The 22,266-nt window shown below is 69.0% G+C and carries 19 protein-coding genes and 2 pseudogenes; 12 read left to right on the forward strand and 9 right to left on the reverse strand.

The annotated features are described in order from the left end of the window. Positions 1-622, forward strand: a pseudogene (locus VG296_RS12480) (TCP-1/cpn60 chaperonin family protein); the annotation flags it as partial. On the opposite strand, the pseudogene groL reads toward VG296_RS12480, so the two are convergent. After that, positions 614-2,209, reverse strand: a pseudogene (gene groL, locus VG296_RS12485) (chaperonin GroEL); the annotation flags it as partial. The pseudogenes VG296_RS12480 and groL sit on opposite strands and share 9 nt — an antisense overlap. A 129-nt stretch (positions 2,210-2,338) precedes the next feature. Next, positions 2,339-2,689: a co-chaperone GroES gene (gene groES / locus VG296_RS12490; RefSeq protein ID WP_349259539.1), complete on the reverse strand. Its 351-nt coding sequence runs from the start codon at positions 2,687-2,689 to the stop codon at positions 2,339-2,341. Positions 2,690-2,880: 191 nt separating this feature from the next. Between groES and VG296_RS12495 the strand changes: the two genes are divergently transcribed. The 3 genes from VG296_RS12495 to VG296_RS12505 all read left to right on the forward strand — a co-directional run bounded on the left by VG296_RS12495 (position 2,881) and on the right by VG296_RS12505 (position 5,077). After that, entirely contained in the window at positions 2,881-3,909 is a 1,029-nt protein-coding gene (locus VG296_RS12495) for a hypothetical protein (protein ID WP_325565838.1), read from the forward strand. 68 nt (positions 3,910-3,977) lie between these two features. Beyond that, a complete protein-coding gene (locus VG296_RS12500; protein WP_325565839.1) occupies positions 3,978-4,376 on the forward strand; it encodes a globin in 399 nt (132 codons plus the stop codon). A 179-nt stretch (positions 4,377-4,555) separates the two neighbouring features. Beyond that, positions 4,556-5,077 carry a GNAT family N-acetyltransferase gene (locus tag VG296_RS12505; protein WP_325565840.1) on the forward strand — a complete coding sequence of 174 codons (522 nt, stop codon included), beginning with the start codon at positions 4,556-4,558 and terminating at the stop codon, positions 5,075-5,077. A 35-nt stretch (positions 5,078-5,112) separates the two neighbouring features. Here the strand turns inward: VG296_RS12505 and VG296_RS12510 are convergent, their stop codons facing one another. From VG296_RS12510 to VG296_RS12520, 3 genes are all read right to left on the reverse strand, one after another. Further along, positions 5,113-6,600: a GMC family oxidoreductase gene (locus VG296_RS12510; RefSeq protein ID WP_325565841.1), complete on the reverse strand. Its 1,488-nt coding sequence runs from the start codon at positions 6,598-6,600 to the stop codon at positions 5,113-5,115. Between the two features lie 309 nt (positions 6,601-6,909). After that, positions 6,910-7,827: a phytanoyl-CoA dioxygenase family protein gene (locus VG296_RS12515; protein WP_325565842.1), complete on the reverse strand. Its 918-nt coding sequence runs from the start codon at positions 7,825-7,827 to the stop codon at positions 6,910-6,912. Positions 7,828-7,989: 162 nt separating this feature from the next. Then, complete coding sequence (locus tag VG296_RS12520) at positions 7,990-9,048, reverse strand: HoxN/HupN/NixA family nickel/cobalt transporter (protein ID WP_349259540.1); 1,059 nt, start codon at positions 9,046-9,048, stop codon at positions 7,990-7,992. Positions 9,049-9,256: 208 nt separating this feature from the next. Here VG296_RS12520 and VG296_RS12525 point away from each other — a divergent pair, with 208 nt between their 5' ends. After that, positions 9,257-9,613 (forward strand): PadR family transcriptional regulator, encoded by a 357-nt coding sequence (locus VG296_RS12525; RefSeq protein WP_325565844.1) that lies wholly within the window; start codon positions 9,257-9,259, stop codon positions 9,611-9,613. A gap of 1 nt (position 9,614) precedes the next feature. After that, positions 9,615-10,181: a hypothetical protein gene (locus VG296_RS12530; RefSeq protein WP_325565845.1), complete on the forward strand. Its 567-nt coding sequence runs from the start codon at positions 9,615-9,617 to the stop codon at positions 10,179-10,181. Positions 10,182-10,233: 52 nt separating this feature from the next. Here VG296_RS12530 and VG296_RS12535 read toward each other — a convergent pair whose 3' ends face one another. Next, the gene (locus VG296_RS12535; protein ID WP_325565846.1) at positions 10,234-11,703 is read right to left on the reverse strand and encodes an MFS transporter; all 1,470 of its coding nucleotides are present in this window, start codon (positions 11,701-11,703) and stop codon (positions 10,234-10,236) included. Between the two features lie 94 nt (positions 11,704-11,797). On the opposite strand from VG296_RS12535, the gene VG296_RS12540 reads away from it, so the two are divergent. Next, entirely contained in the window at positions 11,798-12,685 is an 888-nt protein-coding gene (locus VG296_RS12540) for a helix-turn-helix transcriptional regulator (protein WP_325565847.1), read from the forward strand. A 53-nt stretch (positions 12,686-12,738) separates the two neighbouring features. Here the strand turns inward: VG296_RS12540 and VG296_RS12545 are convergent, their stop codons facing one another. From VG296_RS12545 to VG296_RS12555, 3 genes are all read right to left on the reverse strand, one after another. Continuing rightward, a complete protein-coding gene (locus VG296_RS12545; RefSeq protein ID WP_325565848.1) occupies positions 12,739-13,644 on the reverse strand; it encodes a hypothetical protein in 906 nt (301 codons plus the stop codon). A gap of 79 nt (positions 13,645-13,723) precedes the next feature. After that, positions 13,724-14,236 carry a hypothetical protein gene (locus VG296_RS12550; RefSeq protein WP_325565849.1) on the reverse strand — a complete coding sequence of 171 codons (513 nt, stop codon included), beginning with the start codon at positions 14,234-14,236 and terminating at the stop codon, positions 13,724-13,726. Continuing rightward, positions 14,233-14,688, reverse strand: coding sequence for a hypothetical protein (locus VG296_RS12555; protein WP_325565850.1), 456 nt, complete (start codon positions 14,686-14,688; stop codon positions 14,233-14,235). The genes VG296_RS12550 and VG296_RS12555 overlap by 4 nt, the downstream gene beginning before the upstream one ends. A gap of 139 nt (positions 14,689-14,827) precedes the next feature. Here VG296_RS12555 and VG296_RS12560 point away from each other — a divergent pair, with 139 nt between their 5' ends. The 5 genes from VG296_RS12560 (at position 14,828) to VG296_RS12580 (ending at position 21,908) form a co-directional block, all read left to right on the forward strand. Next, entirely contained in the window at positions 14,828-16,912 is a 2,085-nt protein-coding gene (locus VG296_RS12560) for a serine/threonine-protein kinase (RefSeq protein WP_325565851.1), read from the forward strand. A gap of 2 nt (positions 16,913-16,914) precedes the next feature. Beyond that, a complete protein-coding gene (locus VG296_RS12565) occupies positions 16,915-17,673 on the forward strand; it encodes an FHA domain-containing protein (RefSeq protein ID WP_325565852.1) in 759 nt (252 codons plus the stop codon). A gap of 670 nt (positions 17,674-18,343) precedes the next feature. Beyond that, positions 18,344-19,552, forward strand: a complete 1,209-nt coding sequence (locus VG296_RS12570) for a hypothetical protein (protein WP_325565853.1) — start codon at positions 18,344-18,346, stop codon at positions 19,550-19,552. 329 nt (positions 19,553-19,881) lie between these two features. Beyond that, a complete protein-coding gene (locus VG296_RS12575) occupies positions 19,882-20,745 on the forward strand; it encodes an LLM class flavin-dependent oxidoreductase (RefSeq protein ID WP_325565854.1) in 864 nt (287 codons plus the stop codon). 815 nt (positions 20,746-21,560) lie between these two features. Then, positions 21,561-21,908: a hypothetical protein gene (locus tag VG296_RS12580; RefSeq protein ID WP_325565855.1), complete on the forward strand. Its 348-nt coding sequence runs from the start codon at positions 21,561-21,563 to the stop codon at positions 21,906-21,908. Positions 21,909-22,266: the final 358 nt, after the last annotated feature.

Consider the following 22,266-nt stretch of genomic DNA (forward strand, 5'->3'; position numbering starts at 1 on the left):
CATGGTCCCGATCCTCGAGAAGGTCATCGGAGCCGGCAAGCAGCTGCTGATCATCGCCGAGGACGTCGACGGCGAGGCGCTGTCCACGCTGGTCGTGAACAAGATCCGCGGCACGTTCGTCTCGGTCGCCATCAAGGCGCCCGGTTTCGGTGACCGCCGCAAGGCGATGCTGGAGGACGTGGCCGTCCTGACCGGCGGCCAGGTCGTCAGTCCCGAGGTCGGGCTCAAGCTCGACCAGGTCGGTCTTGAGGTGCTGGGCCAGGCCCGCCGTGTGGTGGTCACCAAGGAGACCACCACGATCATCGAGGGCCTGGGCGACTCGGCTGCGGTTGCCGCCCGGGTGTCCCAGATCCGCGCCGAGATCGAGCACAGCGACTCCGACTGGGACCGCGAGAAGCTCCAGGAGCGCCTCGCCAAGCTCGCCGGCGGCGTCTGCGTGATCAAGGTCGGCGCTGCCACCGAGGTCGAGCTCAAGGAGAAGAAGCACCGCATCGAGGACGCCGTCTCCGCGACGCGTGCCGCGATCGAGGAGGGCATCGTCGCCGGTGGCGGCTCGGCCCTCATCCACGCGGTCAGCGTGCTGAAGGACGACCTCGGCCTGACGGGCGATGAGGCCGCCGGCGGGCTCCTCGACGGGCTCCGGCTTCTCCACCACGAGGGCCTCGGTGGTCAGCAGCATCGAGGCGATCGACGCGGCGTTGGCCAGGGCCGAGCGGGTGACCTTGACCGGGTCGATGACGCCGGCCGCGATCAGGTCCACGTACTCGCCGGTGGCCGCGTTCAGGCCGAACCCGACCTCGAGGTGCGCGACCTTGTCGGTCACCACGTAGCCCTCGAGACCGGCGTTCTCGGCGATCCAGCGCAGCGGCTCGACCATGGCCCTGCGGACCACGCCGACGCCGGTGGCCTCGTCGCCCAGCAGGCCGAGGCCCTCGGACAGCGCGGCCGCGGCGTGCACGAGCGCGGAGCCGCCGCCGGAGACGATGCCCTCCTCGACCGCGGCGCGGGTGGCCGAGATCGCGTCCTCGAGGCGGTGCTTCTTCTCCTTGAGCTCGACCTCGGTGGCCGCGCCCACGCGGATCACGCAGACGCCGCCGGCGAGCTTGGCGAGGCGCTCCTGCAGCTTCTCGCGGTCCCAGTCCGAGTCCGAGTTCTCGATCTCGGCCTTGATCTGCTTGACCCGGTCCGCCACCTCGGCGCTGTCGCCCGCGCCGTCCACGATGGTGGTGTCGTCCTTGGTGATGGTCACCCGGCGGGCGGTGCCGAGCACCTCGATGCCCACCTGGTCCAGCTTCAGGCCGACCTCGGGCGAGATGACCTGGCCGCCGGTGAGGATCGCGATGTCCTGCAGGGTGGCCTTGCGGCGGTCTCCGAAGCCCGGAGCCTTGACCGCGACCGAGTTGAAGGTGCCGCGGATCTTGTTCACGACCAGCGTGGACAGCGCCTCGCCGTCCACGTCCTCGGCGATGATCAGCAGCGGCTTGCGGGCCTGCGCGACCTTCTCCAGGATCGGCAGCAGGTCCGAGATCGCCGAGATCTTGCCCTGGTTGATCAGGATGTAGGCGTCCTCGAGGACGGCCTCCATGCGCTCCTGGTCGGTGACCATGTACGGGGACAGGTAGCCCTTGTCGAACTGCATGCCCTCGGTGAACTCCAGGTCGAGGCCCATGGTGTTGGACTCCTCGACGGTGATCACGCCGTCCTTGCCGACCTTGTCCATGGCCTCGGCGATCAGCTCGCCGATCGCCTTGTCCTGCGCGGAGATCGAGCCGACCTGGGCGATGGCCTCCTTGGTCTCCACCGGCTTGGCGGAGGCCAGCAGCGCCTCGGAGACGGACTTGACGGCCGCGTCGATGCCGCGCTTGAGCGCGACCGGCTGGGCGCCGGCGGCGACGTTGCGCAGGCCCTCGCGGACCATGGCCTGGGCCAGCACGGTCGCGGTGGTGGTGCCGTCACCCGCGATGTCGTTGGTCTTGGTCGCCACCTCCTTGGCCAGCTGGGCGCCGAGGTTCTCGTACGGGTCCTCGAGCTCGACCTCGCGGGCGATGGTCACGCCGTCGTTCGTGATGGTCGGCGCGCCGAACTTCTTGTCGATGACGACGTTGCGGCCCCTGGGGCCGATGGTCACCTTGACCGCGTCGGCGAGGGCGTTGACCCCGCGCTCGAGCTTGCGGCGGGCGTCCTCGTCGAACTGCAGCTGCTTGGCCATGAGACCAAGTCCCTTCTTATCCTGGGGTTTCGGAAGGCGGGCCGCACGGACGAAGGCCGCGCCCCGCCGCTCTCCTGATCAGAAGGCGGGACGGAACGCGGCCTGCCGCGCGCGGAGTGCTCGCGTGCCTTACTTGCTGATGACGGCGAGCAGGTCGCGCGCCGACAGGACGAGGTACTCCTCGCCGTTGTACTTGACCTCGGTGCCGCCGTACTTGGAGTACAGGACGACGTCGCCTTCCTTGACGTCCAGGGGCAGGCGGTTGCCGTTCTCGAACCGGCCCGGGCCGACGGCCAGGACGGTGCCCTCCTGGGGCTTCTCCTTGGCGGTGTCCGGGATCACCAGGCCGGAGGCGGTGGTCTGCTCGGCGTCCAGCGGCTTGACGACCACACGGTCCTCGAGCGGCTTGATGGCAACGGTAGCCACGGTCGTGACCTCTCCTTCGGAGACGTTCTCGGTGTCTAGGCGAACAGGCCGGATCCTGTCGTCGCGGGTGCCAGGAGGACGGGTTCGCGTTGGCACTCTCACGTCGAGGGTGCCAGTCCGCAGGTTATGCCGGTTCCTAGCACTCGGTCAACCCGAGTGCCAACGTTCGGGCACGGCGCCGCATCGTGCGCCGCAGAGCGCCGGGACTGGCCTAGACCGGTCGGTAGCGGTCATGATGGGCGACGGTGCTCTACTCATCGGACGACTGCGAAGGGGGCGACGTGCTCGGCATCCTCGGGCTCGACGAATCCACCGAGCGCGTCTACCGCGAGTTGGTGCTGGCGGGCCCGTGCAGCGTGGACGCACTGGCGGTGCGGCTCGGCCTGGGGCGCGCCTCGGTGGCCGAGGCCGTCGAGGCGCTGGAGGACAAGTCGCTGGCCAACCGGAACCCGGTCGGCCTGGTGCAGACGGCTCCCCCGCAGCTGGCGCTCGGCGCGCTGCTGACCGCGCAGCGGCACGCGCTGGGCCAGGCGGAGCTGACGGCGGCGGCGCTGGAGGAGGCGTACCACGCGGCGTCCGCGCAGAACGCGCACGAGCTCGTCCAGGTGGTCATCGGCGCGGACCAGGTGCTGCAGCGGCTCGAATACCTCCAGCTCAACGCGGAGAGCGAGCTGCTCGCGCTGGTCCAGGCGCGGGTCGAGATCCCGGCGACCTGCGAGGGCGAGGCCGAGTCGGTGGCCGTGCAGCGCGGCGTGCGCTACCGGGTCGTGATCGAGCGCGCCGGGCTGGACGGACCGCAGTCCGCGCAGAGCCTGTCCGCCGACGTGCCGATGAGCGAGCAGCTCAGAGTCGTGGAGACGGTGCCGACGAAGATGGTCATCGCGGACCGGAACACCGTGATGCTGCCGCTGAGCCTGCCCGGCCTCGACCGCTCGGCCGCCGATGGCCCGATGGCACTCATCTCCCGGGCACCCGGCCTGGTGAACGCGATGCTTGGGCTGTTCGAGACGATCTGGCAGCGCGCGCTGCCGGTGCGCAAGAACGGCGACGAGGCGGTGGCCGCGGACGGCCCGCGCCAGGCGCTGCCCACCCCGCTGGACCTGCGGATCCTGTCCTTGCTTCTGGTCGGCGCGACGGACGCGGCGATCGCCAAGCAGCTCGGCCTCGGACTGCGGACCGTGCAGCGGCGGGTCGCGCACATGATGGAGCTCGCCGAGGTGAGCACCCGGCTGCAACTCGGCTGGCAGGCGCACGAACGCGGCTGGCTGCGCTGACCGGGGCCCGGCCGGGTGAGTCCGAGTGCGACAATGGTACTGACGGCGGGTGGAGCGAAAGGACGCGAGTGGTCTCGATCTCGAAGTCGGACGAGGCGGACAAGTCGCTGTACGAGCGGATCGGCGAGGAGCCGTTCCGGCGGATCGTGCACGCCTTCTACGAGGGCGTCGCCGAGGATCCCGAGCTGCGCGCGCTGTATCCGGAGCAGGACCTCGGCCCGGCCGAGGAGCGTCTCACGATGTTCCTGATCCAGTACTGGGGGGGCCCGACGACGTACTCGCAGCGGCGCGGCCACCCGAGGCTGCGGATGCGGCACGCCGGCTTCCACATCGACGCCGCCGCGCGGGATCTGTGGCTCGAGCACATGCGCGCCGCGGTCGACGGCGCGGGCTTGAGCGAGCCGGATCGCGCGGAGCTGTGGGCGTATCTGGAGTACGCCGCGGGCTTCATGGTCAACGCCGCGTAACGATTGCCTAACACGGCGAACCCTGATACCAATTGACCATGACCATTCGCCGCGAAGGGGACGTAGCGCTGGTCACGCGCGACCATATCGACTACGGCCGGGTGTGGTCCTCATCGTGTTGCTGCCACCTCTGACAGCCCACGATCGCAGAACCCTTCATTTTCAGAGGTGAATGACCCATGAGCACGATGACCGTGCCCGCCGCTGCCCTGATAGCGTCCGCCGACGTCTTCCACCTGGAGGCGGGCGACGCGCTCGCGGTGGAACTGGCCGCTTCCTTCCTGGCCGAGGAGTCGGCCAGGGGCGGAGCCGCCGCCGCGAAGTACCTGGAGTCCGATCCGCGCGAGTACGAGACCTGGCTCGGCGGCGCGTGGGTAGGACTGAGACAGCCGGACGGCTCGCCGGCCGCCGGCGGCGCCTACCGGCGCTACGACTCGACCACCGCCGAACTCGCGCAGCTGTGGACGCGCCCCGAACTGCGCCGCCACGGCCTGGCCCGCAAAGTGATCGGCCGGCTGGAGTTCCTCGCCGAACGCTCCGGATACGACCGGCTGTACGCGGTCGCCGAACCGGGGCAGCACGTGCTGCGGAAGGTATTGCGCGCGGCCGGATACACCGCGATCGGCGAGGAGTCGCTGGATTACCTCGGCTTCGTCAAGGCCCTGCCGGGCAGCGACTACCTGCCAGATCCGCTGAGCTGAGCCGGCGGGCCCGGCTCTCGGGCCAGCTCTCAGCCTCAGCCTTCGGCGATCGTCGGGGCGAGGTGTTCGGCGAGCATCAGGGTCGGCAGATGCGTGTTTCCGCTGGGAATCACCGGCATGATCGACGCGTCCGCGACCCAGAGTCCTGGCACGCCGTACACCTCGCCGCGCGCGTTCACCACGGCGCCCTGCTCCGGGTCCGGGCCCATCGCGCAGGTTCCGCACGCGTGGTGGTAGGTCCAGACCGAGCGGCGTATCGCGTCCACGAGCTCGGAGCCCTCGTCCATTCCGGCGCCGAGCCACTGCTCCGGGCCGCCCGCGAGCTCGCGCAGCGGGCTGATCGCGCCGACCTGCCGCGCGGAGCGCACGCCGCGGATCATCGCCGCGAGGTCGGCGGGATCCTGCAGCAGGTTGAGCCGGATCCTGGGCGCTGCCGTCGGGTCCGGCGAGCCGAGCCGCAGCCGGCCGCGGGAACGCGGACGCATCACCGTCGCCGAGACCCAGAACAGGTTCGGCGTGGCGGCGGGCACGTGCTGGAGCCAGGGCGCGTCGTCGGTGCCGTCGGAGTCCGCGCGGGTGGCCACGATCTGGAAGCGCGGGCCTTCCGGGAACTCCGTGGCCGCGGGCCAGATCACCGAGATGCCCGGGTGCTCCTGCAGGTTCGCGCCCACTCCGGGCAGCTGCGCGCGGCAGGGCAGGCCGAGCGCCGCGAGATCCCGCGCCGGGCCCACGCCTGAGCGCAGCAGGATCGCGGGCGAGCCGTACGTGCCGGCCGCCAGCACGACGCGGTCCGCGCGCACCACGCGTCCGTCCGCCAGCTTCACGCCGACCGCCCGGCCCTGCTCGATCAGGACCCTGTCGACGATCGCGTCCGGCAGGATGCTGAGATTCTCGCGGCCGCGCGCCGCGCCGAGGTACGTCGCCGCCGCGCTCATCCGCACCCCTCCGACGGTGTTCACCGGGGCCGCGCCGACGCCGACCGCGCCGGGCCGGTTGTGGTCGGCCACCTCGGGGAACCCGGCCTCGATCAGGGCCTCGAAGGCCGCCTCGTTGACCGGCGTGAGCTCCTTGGGCTCGTAGCGGCGGATCGGCACCGGCCCGTGCCGGCCGTGCCAGTCGTCGGCGAAGTCGAGGTCCGTCTCCAGCCTGCGGAAGTCCGGCAGCACGTCGGCGAAGGACCAGCCCGGATTGCCGAGCCGGGCCCAGCCGTCGTAGTCCGCGGGGGCGCCGCGCAGCGCGATCGTCCCGTTCGTGGCGCTGCACCCGCCGACGAGCCGCGCGCGGGCCACGACGCCGCCGGTCGCCTCGTCCGCGTAGCCCCAGTCGTGGGTACCCGCCGAACGCCAGCCGGAGCGCAGTTCCTCAGGCACCGTCTCGGGATCCGGGTAGTCGGGCCCGGCCTCGATCAGCAGCACCCGCTGCCCGGGCCGCTCGGAGAGCCGCGCGGCCAGCACGCAGCCGGCCGCCCCGCCGCCCACCACCGCAATGTCGGTCTCGATCGCAGCGTCGGGCAGAAGGGACATGGACGCACCGCCTCGCGGAAGATCGGGAAGCTATCCCTCAACACCCTGGACGGGCCGCGGCGGCGCGCACAAGGGCGTATCGGAGCACTGATGCGCCGACCCGCCCCTGCTTAGAGCGACCGAGGAATGGGGGCCGGGCTCGCGGGCCGATGGCTCTCGCCCGGCGGCGTTCTCGTGGCTCTTCGAGCCCGGTCCGCGAACGGTCGGCGCCCAAACCCAGGGCGCCTTCCTCCTCGGCCTTGCCAGACTCGGCCCTCGACCCGCTCCCTGATTCGGCCCCCATTCCTCGGTCGCTCCAACCATGCGACCTCACCGGTTGTTGTTGACCTTCGGGTCGATCAGGCCGCGCTCACGCAGGTACTCGCGCAGCGGGTACTGGTCGCCGATGCCCCAGAAGGACAGCGCGTCCTTGCCGGCCCCGAGCAGCTGCTGCTGGATCGGGGTCAGCTCGTTCCACCACTCGTGCTCCGGGGTGATGACGCGGTCCTCGTGCGGGGCGATCCACCGGTAGGTCCAGCCGATGAACAGGCAGCGCCGGTCGATGTCGGAGTAGTTGTCCGAGCGGCCGTGGTAGAGGCGGCGGTCGAAGAGCACGACGTCGCCCTTGTCGGCGCAGACCTCGACGGCGCCCTCGGGCTGCTCGAAGTCGAGGCTCAGGTCCTCGGGCCGGGCCAGCCGGCTGGTCTTGTGCGAGCCGGGGATCGTCATGAAGTTGCCGCGGCCGGGCTCCGAGAGGTCGGAGAGGTAGAAGGCGGTGCGGACGGACAGCAGCGGGCGGACCGGCTCTGTCTCGATCTCCAGGTTCTGCCGGCCGCCGTCCTGGTGCCAGCGCCAGGTCTTGCGGGTCTCCGCGGGCACGCCCGGGTGGATGTCGATGTGGTGGTGGTACGCGTGGATGTTCCAGCCCAGGATGCCCCAGACCATCGGGAAGACCGTGGGCAGCTCGAGCAGCTCCAGGAAGACCTTGTCCCGGTGCAGGAAGCCCATCAGGTGCATGCTCTGGTCCTTCGGGTGCAGCAGCCCCTCGGCCTTCTGCTGCGCGTACACCCGGTCCTGCGCCTCGATGAGCCGCTCCATCAGCACCGGCGGAATCGCGTCCCGGATGATGAAGTAGCCGTCGCGGTCGAAGTCCGCCCGCTGCTGGTCGGATATCTGGATGCCGTCATAGGGCACCAGCGGACGCTCGCCGGCCGAGGCCGGGGCTATGGACTCGCCCATCATGGACATGGGATCGCGACCCCCTTGTATCGAGGAACATGGACGACCACGCCGCTCGCCCGCGGAACGCGATCGCTTTTGAGACGCCCGGTCCACCGGTACGGTTGCGGATTCCTGACAGGTTACGAGCCGATTCTTTACGAATACTGAGCGTCCCGGCAACGTGTCCCGTCAACGCTCGCCGACGCCGCCGACCCCCGCCGTCCACTTCTCCTCGATCCGGCCGAAGCGCCAGATCGCCATCGCGGCAAGCCAGGTGAGCACGAAGAGCCCGACGATGAAGAACCCGGCTTTGTTGATGTCGAAGGCGGACATGGCGTCCCAGAACCCGCCGGACAGGTGCAGCTCGCTGGCGAGCAGTCCGAGCACCTCGATGCCGCCGATGAACACGCAGATGCCGATCGACAGCCCGGTGATCATGAGGTTGTAGTAGACCTTGCGCACCGGGTTGAGGAAGGCCCAGCCGTAGGCCAGGTTCATGAAGCAGCCGTCGATCGTGTCCAGCAGCGTCATCCCGGCGGTGAACAGCATCGGCAGCGCCACGATCGCGTACCAGGGCACGTGCTGACTGGCCAACAGCGCGGTCGTGGCCAGCAGCGCGACCTCGGTGGCGGTGTCGAAGCCGAGGCCGAACACGACGCCGACCGGGTAGATCTGCCAGGGCTTGCGGATCGCGCGCATCCAGCGGCCGAAGAAGCGGCTCATCAGCCCGCGGTTCTGCAGCTGCTCCTCGAGCGCGGCCTCGTCGAACTCGCCGCGCCGCATCGAGCGCCAGACCTTCACGATCCCGGCAAGGATCACCAGGTTCAGCGCCGCGATCAGGAAAAGGAAGCTCGCGGAGACGCTCGTGCCGAAGACCCCGCCGAACTGTTCCAGCGTCGAGTGCGGATTGGAGACGGCGCGGAACACGGACTTCTCGGCGATCACGATCCCGGCGCCGATCGCGACGACGATCGTGGAGTGGCCGAGCGAGAAGAAGAAGCCGACGCTGAGCGGACGCTGTCCGTCGTGCATCAGCTTGCGCGTGGTGTTGTCGATCGCGGAGATGTGGTCGGCGTCGAAGGCGTGCCGCATGCCGAGCGTGTAGGCCAGGATCGCGACGCCGATGCCGAGCCCCTTGTAGTGCTGCGGCACGACGAGCAGGACGAAGATGCCGAAGCCGCCGACGTGCAGCAGTGCGATGAAGCCGAACATCAGCAGCATGCGCCGCCACTCGGCCGGGGTGAGCATGGCCCGGATGCGGGCGAGCCGACCGTGCTGGGAGACGGCGACGGGGCTCGACAGGGTCACGGCGGGTCCTGCTTCCGGCTTCGGGGCGGCTGGGCTCACGGTGCATTCTTCCCGCACTTGCAAATAGTTCGCAAGTAGCAGCGGAAGGCGGATCGCGGCGGGAACCGGCTAGTTGACTATGCCTAGTAGTAGGTGCACTCTAGTAGCCGTGACATCAAGCCATGACCCTCAACTGCTCAAGGGCGTGCTGTCGATGGTGCTGCTCCACCTGCTGGCCGAACAGGAGTCGTACGGCTACGAGGTGGCGCAGCGGCTGCAGGCCGCGGGTTTCGCCGACGTCCTCGAAGGCACGGTCTATCCCGCGCTCACGCGCCTGGAGCGGGAGGGACGGCTGGCCACCCGGCTCGTGCCCTCGCCGAGCGGTCCGGCGCGCAAGTACTACCGGCTCACCCCGGCCGGACGTGCCGCGCTCGGCGCCGCGAGCGACAACTGGTCGCGGCACGTCGCCACCGTCGAGGCCGTCCTCGCCCGACCGCTTCCCGCCCCCGCGGAGAAAGGCTCCTGACATGCCGCGAAAGCTCACCGCGCTCGATCGGATCCGCATCGAAGGCCTCGTCTGGGCGCTCGATCAGCGCCTGTACGACCTCCCCCGCGGCTCACGCGTCGCCAAGCGCCGCGAAGTGCGCGCCAACCTGCTCGAGGCCGCCCGCGACCACGGTGCCGGCGAGGCGCTGCGCCGCATCGGCGGCAGCCACACCCTCGCCCGCGAGTACCTCGGCGCGGAGCTCGGCGACCGGCCGCGCCACTCCTGGATCGCCGCGGCCTACTTCGCCGCGTTCGTACCGCTGATCTTGAGTTTCGGGCTCAACGAGGTCTCCTCCGCCTACGCGCAGGGTCTGGCCGCGGCGCACCCGGCAGCCCTCGGCACCTACACGTGGAGCGGTGTCAGCTATCTGCAAAGCCCGCTCACCTTCACCATCGACCAGGGCGACGTCACCCGGTCCGGCGGGGCGTGGACGCCGATCGTCTACGTGGTCTGGGTCGTCGGAACCATCGCGTGCGGCCGGCTGTGGCGTCTGCTGAATCGCCCCGCCGACCTGATGGCCGACGGGGCGAACCAGACTTCGAATTAGACTACGAGCTCTTTGACCGAATCTCGCCTCGTTGCGTGTCGGTTCCCTTCGCTCAGGCGCGCTCGCGGCGCAGCAGGCCGGCCGCGACGAGTCCCGTGCCGACCAGCAGGATCGCCGCGTCCGCCCACATGGCCAGGTGGAAGCCGCCGATGAGCGCGTCCTGTGCCGAGCGTCCGGCATGCAGCAGGCTGTTCTGCCGGGTCGAGGCGATCGCGCTCAGGATCGGGATGCCGACGGTCAGCGCGACCTGCTGCGTCGTCGTCGCCAGACCGGTGGCCAGCCCCTGCTCCTCGTTGGAAAGACCCGAGGTCGCGGTCACGTTGAAGGCGACGATCGCGTGCAGGTTGCCGTAGACCCAGATGACGCCGGCGAGCGCCAGAATCAGCACGCTGTCGCCGCGCGTCATGGTCGCGATCAGCACCGAGCCGACGCCCTGCGCGAGCAGGCCGGCCACCAGCACCGAGCGGGAGCCGTAGCGCCCGATCACCCGCGGCGCCACGGTTCCGGAGATCGCGGCGACCACGCCGAGCCAGCCGAACACCAGCCCCGCGCGCAGCGGGCTGAGCCCATTGATCTGCTGCAGGAACAGCATGCCGATGAACACGATCGCGCTACCGGTGGCGAAGGCGAGCAGTCCGCCGATGTTGCCCAGCGCCACCGTGCGACGACGCAGCACCTTGAGTGAGACGAGCGGGTGCGAGCTGCGGGCCTCGATCGCGACGAACGCGGCGAGCAGCAGCACGCCGGCGATCAGGGTGCCGAGGACGTTGGCCCGTCCCCAGCCGTCCTGCGCCGCCGTGGTCAGGGCGTAGATCACCGCCAGCAGCCCGCCGGTGACGGTCGCCGCGCCCGGCAGGTCGAGCCGGGTGTGGTGCTCGTTGCGGCTCTCGGAGACCAGCAGCGGCGTGGCGATCAGCACGAAGATGCCCAGCGCGATCGGCAGCACCATGGTGAAGCGCCAGTTGAGCATGTCGGTGAGCACGCCGCCGAGCAGCGTGCCGATGGTGAAGCCGGTGGCCATCACCGAGCCCGCGATGCCCAGCGCGCGGTCACGAGCGCGGCCCTCGGCGAAGGACGTGGTCAGCAGTGCCATGCCGGTCGGCACGACGCCCGCCGCGCCGAAGCCCTGCAGCGCCCGCCCGATCAGCAGCGAGGCGGGATCCCACGCGAGCATCGTCAGCACCGAGGCGGCGGTGAACAGGGTGACGCCGGCCAGGAACACGCGGCGTCGCCCGATCATGTCGCCGGTGCGGCCGAACAGGAGCAGCAGGCCGCCCGAGGGCAGCGCGAACGCGGTGGCCACCCACTGCAGGTTGGCCTCGCCGATGTGCAGGTTGGTGCCGATGGCCGGGAGGGCGATGTTGAGGATGGAGAAGTCGATGCCGACCAGGAAGTTCGCGGCGCACAGCACGAGCAGGACCAGCTTGGCGCGGTTGTCCAGGCGTGGGCTCGCGCCGGTCGTCGGTGTGTTCGCGGCGACGGTCTCGCTCGTCGTCGGCGCGCTGTCGAGGATTTCGGTCATGCCTCCAGCCTGCCGCCGGGGAATGCCCGGTCCCGAGAGTGCGCTTATGGTGGTGTCTGTACCACCAGGCTTCGGGGGAAGGACTCTGCGGGACATGACGACGACCGTGAACGCGCTCGACGGCCGCGAATCGCGCCGCAGGGCCGAGTTGCGCGACTTCCTGACCAGCCGCCGTGCCCAGATCTCGCCGGAGGCCGCGGGAATGCCGCTCGGCGCGGGACGGCGGCGCACACCGGGCCTGCGCCGCGAGGAGGTCGCCGTGCTCGCGGGCGTCGGCGTGTCCTGGTACCAGTGGCTGGAGCAGGGCCGCGACATCACGGTCTCCGGCCAGGTGCTCGATGCCATCGGCCGCGTGCTCAAGCTGAGCGAGCCGGAGCGCCAGCACCTCTACGCGCTCGCCGGCCTGACCCCGCCGCCGTTGCGGACCAGCCCGTTTCTGGGCCGCGAGGAATGCAACCTGGCGCTCAAGCGGATGATCGACGCGTGGCTGCCCAACCCCGGCCACATCGTGGACCGGTACTGGAACATCACCGCGATGAACACCTCGGCGCAGCTCGTCTTCGGCTTCGACATGGTCGGCATGAACTGCCTGGTGGACTTCTTCGAAAACCGGCAGTACACGGCGTATCCCGACACCGAGGAGATCACCCGCCGCGTGGTCGCCCAGTACCGCGCCGAGATGACCAACCACCCCGGCGACCCCGGCTTCGCGCAGATCGTGGACCGGCTGCTGGCGTCGAGCGAGCGCTTCGCGGAGGTCTGGAACCTGCACGAGGTCCAGGCTGCGGGCACGAACCTGAAGGTCTACACGCACTCGCAGGCGGGCGAGCTGTACTTCGAGTCGACCCAGCTGCGCGTGCCGGAGTGGCCGGACCTCACGATCGTGATGCACACGCCGCTGGCGGAGACGGACACCCGGCTGCGGCTGGAGGCGCTGGTCTCAGAGCACGAACGCCGCCACGGGATGCGTGTGGTGGCATAGTCCGTTTCTCTTCTGCTTATCCATGCTTATCCCTGCTTATACCGTCGAGGCTTTCAGATGCCCGAGCCGTTGCCCGAAGCCGCCGGGTTCGGCAGCCCGCAGAGCGAGTCCAGCGACGAGGTGTCCGTGTTGATCGCCTCGTCGATCGTGACGAACTGCGCGGGCGGCGTGCTCGTCGACGTGTCGATGTTCGGATTCGCCTGAAGGTAGGTCTCAAGCGCGCTGAAATCCGAGGTCACCTTCGACATATCCGTCTTGAACGTCCCCGCCGACGCGTTCTTCGAGATCGTCTCCATCACCGGCACGTCCTGCGCGAGCACCGAGACCATGTCGGACTCGGTGTTCGGATTCTGGTTGTTCATGGTGACCTGCTCGGACTTCCACGCCGCACAGGACTGCGTCTGCGTCTGCGCTCCGGCGTTCGTCGACGTCCCGCCGCCGCCGGATCCGGAGTTCGAGCCGGAGCCCTTCATGACGAAGAAGATGACCGCCGCGACGATCAGCACACCGACCACCGCGCCGCTGATGATCATGTTCTGATTCTTCTTCGCAGCGGACGGCACCGGACCGCCCTGCTGCGGGAACCCGTACCCCGGCTGCTGCTGGCCGTAGGGGTCGTAGGGATTCTGCGGCGGGAACGGCGGCTGCTGCACCGGCTGCGTCGGCGGCAGCCCATAAGGATTCTGCGGCTGGGGAGGTCCGTAGGGCCCCGGCTGCGGCGCCTGCCCATACGGCCCCTGCGGCTGCTGCACCGGCTGGCCGTACGGCTGCTGCGGCTGTTGCGGCTGTTGCGGCTGGTACGGCTGCTGCGGCTGTTGCGGCTGGCCGTAAGGACCTTGTGGCTGACTGTAAGGACCCTGCGGCTGGCTATAAGGCTCCTGTGGTGTGCCGCCGCCATAAGGACCCTGTGGCGTGCCGCCACCGTAAGGACCCTGCGGCTGTCCCCATTGATCGGACACCGACGTTCCCCTCCTGCTCACCCCCGGGCCACGACGCTCCACCCGCGTCTGCCCCACGTATTCATCCAGCGTACCGCCATTACCGCAGGCCGTCAGCGCCGTTGCCGCTCGGCACCCAGTTCTCACCGCGTCCCAGAGTCCATAGCCCGCGAAGCGTCGCCACCTCCTGTGCAACATCGAGTCCGTCGCGGTCGTGCAGATATGGCAGGAGGCGTCGCCGACCGCCTGCGGCATAGATCACGACGACCAGTCGCGGCGCGCCGCGCATCCCGGCCGCTCGGTTCACCTCGGTCTCAATGCCCTGAACGTCTGTCCAGGCGACCACGATGTCCCCGCCGTACAGCCGGGGTCGGCGGATCGTCACGCCGCGCTCGTCGACGACCGTCGCGGTCCCGCGAAGTGCCGTGAACATCCACACGAGCAACGCCGCGAACAGCAAGGCGACCGGGACCGTAACCGCCGCGGACACGCCGCCCGTGGCCATCCGCAGCACCAGCCCCGCGGACGCGATCGTGTAGGAAACCGTGGGATACCACAGCCGCGCAGGCGTGGCGCGGTACTCGGAGTGGTAACGCTCCTCGCCGCGGCTCACGACGTCGGCTCCAGCCGCAGGACGGCGCTTTCGCCATCGACGGACACCACTCTCATGCTCAGCCCGTTGTTCGTAATGGTGCAGCCGACTTCCATGTCGTTGGTCGTGATCGCGTTGGTCCCGTTCGACGAGCAGACGTTCGCATTCGAGGACACGCCCGCGTCGCCGCCGTTGTACGTGGACGTCGTGACGAGCGTGACCACGCCGCTCTTGATCGAGGTGACGCGGAGGTTCGTCAGGTCGAGCCCTGGCTTGAACGAGATCGTCTCGGGCGGTGACACGCGCACCTCGCACCGCCCGGCCGCGCAGGCCGCCGTGTCGGTGCTGATCGGCGTGCTGGGTCTACTGGTCGTGCCGGGCGCAACGGTGGTCGCCGTCCCAGAGCCGCATCCGGCGAGCACGAGCGGGACCGCGCCGCAAAGCGCGAGCGCGATCAATTTGGGTCGTCTCATGCCGCGCATCGAAGCAGACTCGTTCGGGACCAGTCCCGAACGAGTGATTCCGGCCGCCATACGGGACATCACGTGCGGTCCCTCAGTAGGGTGAGTCTCACCTCGCATGGGGCGACTTTGGGGCACGGTGGGTTTTCGCATGGAGCGTGGTCAGATCCTCGACGGGCGGTACCGCCTGCTCGAACGGATCGGTGCCGGCGGCATGGGCGAGGTGTGGCGCGCCGCCGACCTGGAGCTGAGCAGGGACGTCGCCATCAAGAGTCTGCGTCAGTGGGGAGACTGGCGCGACGGGGAAGTGCCGAGGCAGCAGTTGCGCCACGAGGCGAAGGCCATGGCCCAGCTGGACAATCCGCACATCGTCAAGGTCCACGACATCTTCGACCACGACGGCGCCCCGTGCCTGACCATGGAGTACGTGCCCGGCCGGAACCTGCGCGACCTCCTCGACACGCCCGAGGCGGATGGCGGATTCCTGCCACCGCAGCGCGTGGCCGAGATCGGCGCGCAGCTCGCCGACGCGCTCCGCGCCGTGCACGAGAAGGACATCGTGCACGGCGACGTCAAGCCTGGCAACGTACTGATTGACGAGAACGGCACCGCCAAACTCACCGACTTCGGCATCGCTCGTCGCCTCGACGCGAACTCCACGATGACCGTCGCCGGGACGCTGCGCGGTACGCCGGGCTACGTCGCGCCCGAGGTGGCGAACGGGGCCAAGATCACTCCGGCGTCGGACATGTTCGGTCTCGGCGCGACACTGTTCGCGGCGGTCGAACACGTTTCCCCGTACGGCGAGGGCGATGGCTGGGACCTGGTGCGCCGCGCCCAGGCGTACGGCATGGACGGCGAACCGCTGCGCCCGTTCCGCGGCCCGCAGCCGCTGGCCGTCGTGGTGCTGCGGTTGCTGGCCCGCAACCCGGGGCGTCGCCCCTCGGCGCCGCTGACGTGCCGTGCGTTCGAGGCGCTCGCGGACGTGTCGGCACCGAACCCGCTGACCCGTGAGCCGCTGCCGCGTGAGCCGTGGCCGGTACGGATAGCCGACGTCTTATACGCGTGGCGGCGGACGGCCGTCCGGAATCGGCGCGTCGTCACGGCCTCGGTGATCGCGGCCGCGGTGGCTCTCGCGGGCACAATCCTTGCGCTCAACATCGGCCGGAATCCCGCACACACCACCGCCGGCGTCGGCAGCGTCGTCGCCACTCCGGCCGCCTCTGCCGCGCCGACGTCGATCGGCGACCCGCGTACCGCGGATCCGTGCGCGCTCACCGACGCGAGCGGGCTCGATCGGTACGGGCAAGCGCAGACCGATGCGAACTACGGCGCGTTCGACCGCTGCGATGTACTCGTACAGACCGCGACCGGACCGCAGATCGACGTAGAGGCCCAGTTCCAGTCCCCCGCCGCGATGGCGGGCGCTCCGGCGCCATCGGCATCGACATCCTCGTCGCCGTCTTCGTCGCAGTCGGCATTGTCGTCGGCATCGACACCGACATCCTCGTCGGCATCGTCGCCGTCTTCATCGACATCGTCGTCGTCATCGTCGTCGCCGTCATCGTCGACGAAGGACCGATCATCGCCGGGCGTGGTCAACGTCGCGCGCCCGGCCGGTCAGTCGGGCGAATGCGACCGATTCCTCTACCTGACCGGCGGCTACGGCGTCGTGGTCAGCGCCACCACCGACATCAGCCAGTCCGGTGCGGCCAGCGTCAACCTGTGCGCGATCGCCGACACCGCCACGTCGTCCGCCGTCACCGCACTCGACCATGGGCCCTTGCGCCGCCGGGCCGCGGCCAGCGCGTCCCTCGTCCACGCCGACGCTTGCCGCCTGCTCAACGCGTCCGCGCTGTCCGCGGTCCCCGGAGCGAATGCCGCGGACCACCAGGCCGGTTTCGGCGACTTCTCCTGCCAGTGGGCGAGCACGAGCAGCGGCACGTCAGTGTTCTTACGCTTCGACCAGAACGACCCGCTCGGCGGCTCTGACGGCACCCTGATGCAGCTCGGCGGCCGACAGGCGTACGTGCAGCCCGGAGGCGACAGCAACGACACGAGCAATTGCCTCGCTCAGGTCGTATACCGCAGCTTCTCGGGCGCGACGGGCCCCACGGAAGAACTGCTGTACCTCGTCGTCGACGGCAGCCAGGGCTACAGCGACAAGGCGAACAGCGCGCTCTGCCGACAAGCGACGACCCTCGCGGCCGCCGCGTCCACAGCGCTGACGGAGTGACGATGACAGCTCACGGGATCGACTCCGACATCCAGGCCCACGAGCCGGGAACCATCGTCGTACGCAGCATCGCCGGACGCGGCGTCTTCCGTCCCGGGGAGGGCAAGGCGGTCCGGTTCGGCCGCAGCGACGAGCAGGCGCACGTGTGCGTGGGCGTCGACGACACGCAGGTCAGCCGCGAGCAGGGCCTGCTGACGCGGCGTCGGGGCCGGTGGTGGGTCACGAATCTCGGGCAGACCCCGATGCGCCTGCCCGGCTCGCGCATGCTGTTCGCGGGCGAGGACGCTGTTCCTCTCGACGACGGCTTCACCCAGATGTACGTCTGCGGCACGCCCGGACGCGAGCACCTGCTGGAGGTATTCGTCGTCGGGGACGAACAGCGGTCCCCGTTCCCCCGGCCGGACGACGACACCCGCCCGCCGCGCCCCTGGTACCTCAGCGGCCGGGAACGGCTGGCCCTGACCGTGCTCGGCCAACGCTACCTGCGCCACGAGCCGCACCCGCAGCCGCTGACCTGGAAGGACACGCTCGGGCAACTCGTCGAACTGGAGCCCGCCGCCGGGTGGACCGAGGCACAGCTCAGACACCTGGTGGAGGACGTGCGCGGACGGATCTCCCGCGACGGCGTGTCCGGCCTGACCGAGGACGAGGTCGGCCGACCGGTCGGCAACGCCCTCAACGACAACCTGCTGCGCGCACTACTCACATCGACCTCGCTCGTCCCCTCCGACCTCGCCGCCCTCGAGGCGTCCGCGGACTGAGGCCAGCCCCTTCCTCCCCTCTACCTCGGCAGCGCGGGACCGGTCCCAGCGCCATGCACTGTGCTGTTCGTCAGTTCGCACCGCATCACGAACCGACGATCGCACGGGAGTCCCATTCATGACCGAGGATCAGCGAGACGGCACGGATCCTTCGCAACCGGCGAACCGTCGGCGTGACGCGGGTCGTTGGCGTGACGCAGGCCAATGGCGTCTGGTGGGTCATTGGCGTTTGCGGGGTCGGCGGCGCGACATGGATCCTTCGCAACCGGCGAATAGGCGTGACGCAGATCATTGGCGTTCGGCAGACGACTCGCCTCCCGCGAGCTACTCGCCTGCCGCGGACGAGTCACCTGCCAAGGACTATTGGCGCGCCGCGGCCATTGCGCTACTGAATCTCAGCGGCCTGGGGCTCGGATACGCACTGCTACGCCGCTGGCTAGCGGCGACAATGTCCTGGATCGCGACCGGAATCCTGCTGCTAGTCGCCCTACCCGCCGACCCGAACGGTGTCCCCGCCGACGTACTCGTCCCATACCTGATCTTCCTCGGGCTAGCCGCCGTACACGGCACTGTCTGCGGCCTACGCACCCCGTTCCCACTCCCTTTCCCTCTCCCTCTCCCGCTGATGACCTGGCCACGACGCTCGCCCGTAGCCGCCATACTCGCCCTGGTGCTGCTCGTTGTGCCCGGAGGCGGCATCGTGCTCTACGACCAGGCGCACGCGGAGGCCGTCCAGCGGATGCTGCTCGGCCGCCTCGACCAAGCGGATCACATCGTCGCCGCCACCAAGGGCAAGCCGTTCGCCACCGCCGAACCGCACTACCGCGCGGCCCTCGCGAACTACCGCGATCTGCTCGACAACGACCGCGATTCGCGCGCCGGCAAGCTCGTACCCGACCGCCTCGCCGCGTTCTACCAGACCATCGCGGCCCCGTACGCGCACCGCGACTACTGCCAGGCGATCGTGCCGCTCACCTACCTGCGCACTCTCCCCCGCACCATCGGCGCCCGCGACCTCGGCCCCCTGGCCACCTGGCCCGACGACCGCCTAGCCACGTCGCTCTACCAATGCGGCGTGGCAGGACTGGGCGCCTCCGGAAGCACCACAGCAACCACCGACCTCAGCCAACTGCTCACGACCTTCCCCGCATCCTCCCAAGCCGCCAAGGTCGAACCCGCTGTCGCCTCCGCCATCACCACCGCGTCCGCCGCCATCACCGGCCCAGATCCCTGCACGGCAACCACCCGCCTGCACACGCTCAGCACCCAAGCCTCCACACTCCCCGACAACGGGACAACCGTAGTCGAGAGCTTACATAAGGACACCGCCACTGCCAGCCAAGATATCGAATCAGGCACCTACGCCTGCGGCGTGTCCCAATACAAAAGCGGCAACTTCACCGACGCCCAATCCACAATGACCAATTTCGTCAGCACGTACCCCCACGACCCGAACCAGGCACTAGCCCAGAAATTCAGCATCGCCGCGCAGATCGCACAACAGGACTCGGCCGCAGGCAAAACCCTGCCCACCTCGGCCTCCGGCGGCAGCGTCACCGTCACGATCCTGAACGACAGCCCCGACCCGATCCAGATCCTCTACACCGGCCCCGCCACCGGCAGCGTCTCCATCGGCGCCTGCGGCACCTGCACCACGTACCCCAGCGACCAGGAGGGCCAGCAGTACTCCTGCACCAACAGCAGCACCGACTACCCCCAAGCCACCATCAGCCTCCCGCCCGGCACCACTTACTTCCTCCACCTGACCACCAACGACTCCGGCATGACCCCCAACGCGTTCACCGAGCAATACGCCCCCGGCGACACCTACACAGACTGCGCCTACGAAACAAGCAGCTTCGACTCCGGCACTCTCTAACGAGCCAGCCCGTGACCGCGTCTCCACAGTTCACCGGCTCGTCATTTCCTACTGGCGGCAGATCCAGAATTCGAACCCCGGCCGCTCGCGCGACGAACGTACGCCGGCCAGCCGCGCCGAACGGCCACGACCACGCGGCTCTCTGGGCCGTAGGGGAGTTGGGAAAGCTGGGCGGATAGGAGGCGTGGGAAGTTCGAGCGCGCGACGCGCGCGCCGTCCGGGGCGAGATCGCACCCTGATAGGGCGCCGACGGTTACCCTCGACAGGCCGCCCAGGTCTCGCGGGCGGCCACCTCGAGCAATGCGGTTCAATGCAAGGAGTATGACACGATGAAGATCGGGACAGGACTTCCGAACCAGGTTCGGAACATGCGTCCGGACATCGTTCCGGCCTGGGCGAAGCTCGCCGAAGAGTCGGGCTTCGCCATGTTGACCACGGTCGGTCGCCATGCTTACCCCGGACTTTCAGACACTGTCGCCCTTGCCGCGGCCGCCGCCGTGACCAGCCGGATCGAGCTGATTCCCGGCGTGCTACTGGCCACCACCTGGCCGGCCCCGCTGCTGGCCAAGGAGCTCGCCGGGATCGACGCGGTGTCCGGCGGCCGGTTGACGGTCGGTCTCGGCGTCGGCCAGCGCCTGGACGACTTCGTCGCCGAGGGGTACGGGCCCAAGGGCCGTGGCGCCCGGTTCGACCATGACCTGGAGATCTACCGCGAAGTCTGGCGCGGCGAGCCGGTCGGCGGCGGCCCGAATCCGGCCGTTCCGCCGGGAACTCGGCAGATCCCCATGCTTTTCGGCGGGTTCGCGCCGGCCGCGCTGAACCGGATGGCGCGCTGGGGCGAGGGCTACATCGGCGGGTCGATCCCGGCGTCGATGGCCGGCCCGATGTTCGACGCGGCGAGGAACGCTTGGCAGGAGGCCGGGCGCGAAGGTTCGCCGCGGCTGGTCGCCCTCGCGTATTACGCCCTCGGCGACGGCGAGGCGGGCAAGGCGAACGTGCACGACTATTACAGCGACCACAGCGCCGGTGGAGGCGATTTCGCCAAGCTCGCCTCCGGAGCCGTGTGCGACTCGCCGGCGAAGGTGAAGGAAGCGATCTCCGCGTTCGCCGACCTCGGCATCGACGAGATCGCCTTCAACACCGCGACGGACGACATCGATGAAGTCAAGCGCCTGGCTGAGATCGTTTTCTGACTCGGACGACGAAGCCTGTGGTCGCATCTCCTGCCGCCCGCCGTACCGGCAGGAGATGCGACCGGCACGAACCGCGCCTGCCCGATGCACCGGGGGACCCGACATCCGCGAGAGGTGCGAGAAGTGCGCATCAAACGCACGAGTGGCGAACAACCTTGATCACGGCAAATACGCGGCACAGTTTTCCCGGACGTCGCGGAAACGTGCAGATCAACGCACTGCCGCAAGCGCCATTGAAGCCGCTAACGGGTCCGCCATCGGCATAGCCTCCGAGCGATGCTCGAACCGCGCATGTACGAACGTTGTGATGGAAGCCCGTGGCGCGCTGTCCCACAAAGCTTGATCGAACTTGAGGAACGCTGTAAGCGGATAAAACAAAGCAGTCGGCCCCCGGACCGCGTTTCCGCAGTTCCGGGGGCCGTACTTGCTGGTGGCAGATCCAGGATTCGAACCTGGGTAGGCTACGCCGACGGATTTACAGTTGCTCGACGGAACCGCGTTGACCAGCGGTGGAGCGCCTGGCCCGGGCTGATTGGGAAGACATTGGGAACTGGCGACGCCCACCATTCGTGATCCAGCGTGGAGGCAGCCGGAGCCGAACCCCTATCAGTGTCCGACTTCGCGGACGCGAACAGGCCTCAACACGACGCCTGCTGCTGCAGCCCTGCGGTTGGCGTCAAGGCGTCAGGCCACGCGCGCTTGGTGGGGCCTCGACGCTGAGTCAATCTCCCGTGAGATGAGTCCCGTGGCTCACCGTTCGATCGCCTCCCGACGGGCACGCATCGGGCATGCGGCCGGGCCAAGCGTCACGCTTCATGGCTGGCTGTCATGCCGAACTGCCACTCCGCTGGCCCGAGCTGCGCACCCCAAGCGGAGAGTGGCTCCGCGAGGCGCCGATCCAGACCCAACGGCCGCATCTGGATCAGAGCCGAGTCGCGCATTGGATGGCCCATCTGGATGATGCTCCGGCCGTGGTGATCTTTGACGACGGCAGTCGACTGATCCTTGCAGATGGACATCATCGGGTCGAAGCGGCGCGGCGAGTGGGCCGGTCGGCGATTCGTGCTGACATCAGGGCGAGGACGATGCAGGATGCGTTGCGGTTTGTCGATCGCTCCGAGCGCGCCCGCTGGTCCGCGGTTGCCAGCGACGAGCAGGCATGAGCAATCCAAGCATCATCAACGAAGTGGCAGGCACTGCCTACCGATCTAGCCACGGGCGACTTGAATTTGCTTCCGAGCTTTTCAAGTCGACCTGAGCGGCCGCCTCGGGCTTCCTGAGGCAGGTAGTACCAGGTCAACGCCTAGTCTGCGTCCGTGCATGGCGACTTGAAAACTCGCCTCGCAATTTCAAGTTTTAGCCTGTAAACTTGAATTCTATGGACGCGTCTCGACTTGGCGGTTCCCCCATCGGATCCCTCGTACCAATCAGTGGGTTCGATCCGCGCACGCAGCGTGAGTACCACACCAATGCGTTTCTGCCTGCGCACCTGCCGAAAGAGCTCGACAACTTGAGCACTCG

This window comes from Actinospica sp. (assembly GCF_035552695.1).
Taxonomy (GTDB): Bacteria; Actinomycetota; Actinomycetes; order Streptomycetales; family Catenulisporaceae; genus Actinospica.

Bases quoted from the DNA above. Each gene is read 5' to 3' on its own strand.
- VG296_RS12505 (WP_325565840.1), top strand. From the start codon at position 4,556: ATGAGCACGATGACCGTGCCCGCCGCTGCCCTGATAGCGTCCGCCGAC.
- VG296_RS12510 (WP_325565841.1), bottom strand. From the start codon at position 6,600: ATGTCCCTTCTGCCCGACGCTGCGATCGAGACCGACATTGCGGTGGTG.
- VG296_RS12515 (WP_325565842.1), bottom strand. From the start codon at position 7,827: ATGTCCATGATGGGCGAGTCCATAGCCCCGGCCTCGGCCGGCGAGCGT.
- VG296_RS12520 (WP_349259540.1), bottom strand. From the start codon at position 9,048: ATGCTCACCCCGGCCGAGTGGCGGCGCATGCTGCTGATGTTCGGCTTC.
- VG296_RS12530 (WP_325565845.1), top strand. From the start codon at position 9,615: ATGCCGCGAAAGCTCACCGCGCTCGATCGGATCCGCATCGAAGGCCTC.
- VG296_RS12535 (WP_325565846.1), bottom strand. From the start codon at position 11,703: ATGACCGAAATCCTCGACAGCGCGCCGACGACGAGCGAGACCGTCGCC.
- VG296_RS12540 (WP_325565847.1), top strand. From the start codon at position 11,798: ATGACGACGACCGTGAACGCGCTCGACGGCCGCGAATCGCGCCGCAGG.
- VG296_RS12555 (WP_325565850.1), bottom strand. From the start codon at position 14,688: ATGAGACGACCCAAATTGATCGCGCTCGCGCTTTGCGGCGCGGTCCCG.
- VG296_RS12560 (WP_325565851.1), top strand. From the start codon at position 14,828: ATGGAGCGTGGTCAGATCCTCGACGGGCGGTACCGCCTGCTCGAACGG.
- VG296_RS12565 (WP_325565852.1), top strand. From the start codon at position 16,915: ATGACAGCTCACGGGATCGACTCCGACATCCAGGCCCACGAGCCGGGA.
- VG296_RS12575 (WP_325565854.1), top strand. From the start codon at position 19,882: ATGAAGATCGGGACAGGACTTCCGAACCAGGTTCGGAACATGCGTCCG.
- VG296_RS12580 (WP_325565855.1), top strand. From the start codon at position 21,561: ATGGCTGGCTGTCATGCCGAACTGCCACTCCGCTGGCCCGAGCTGCGC.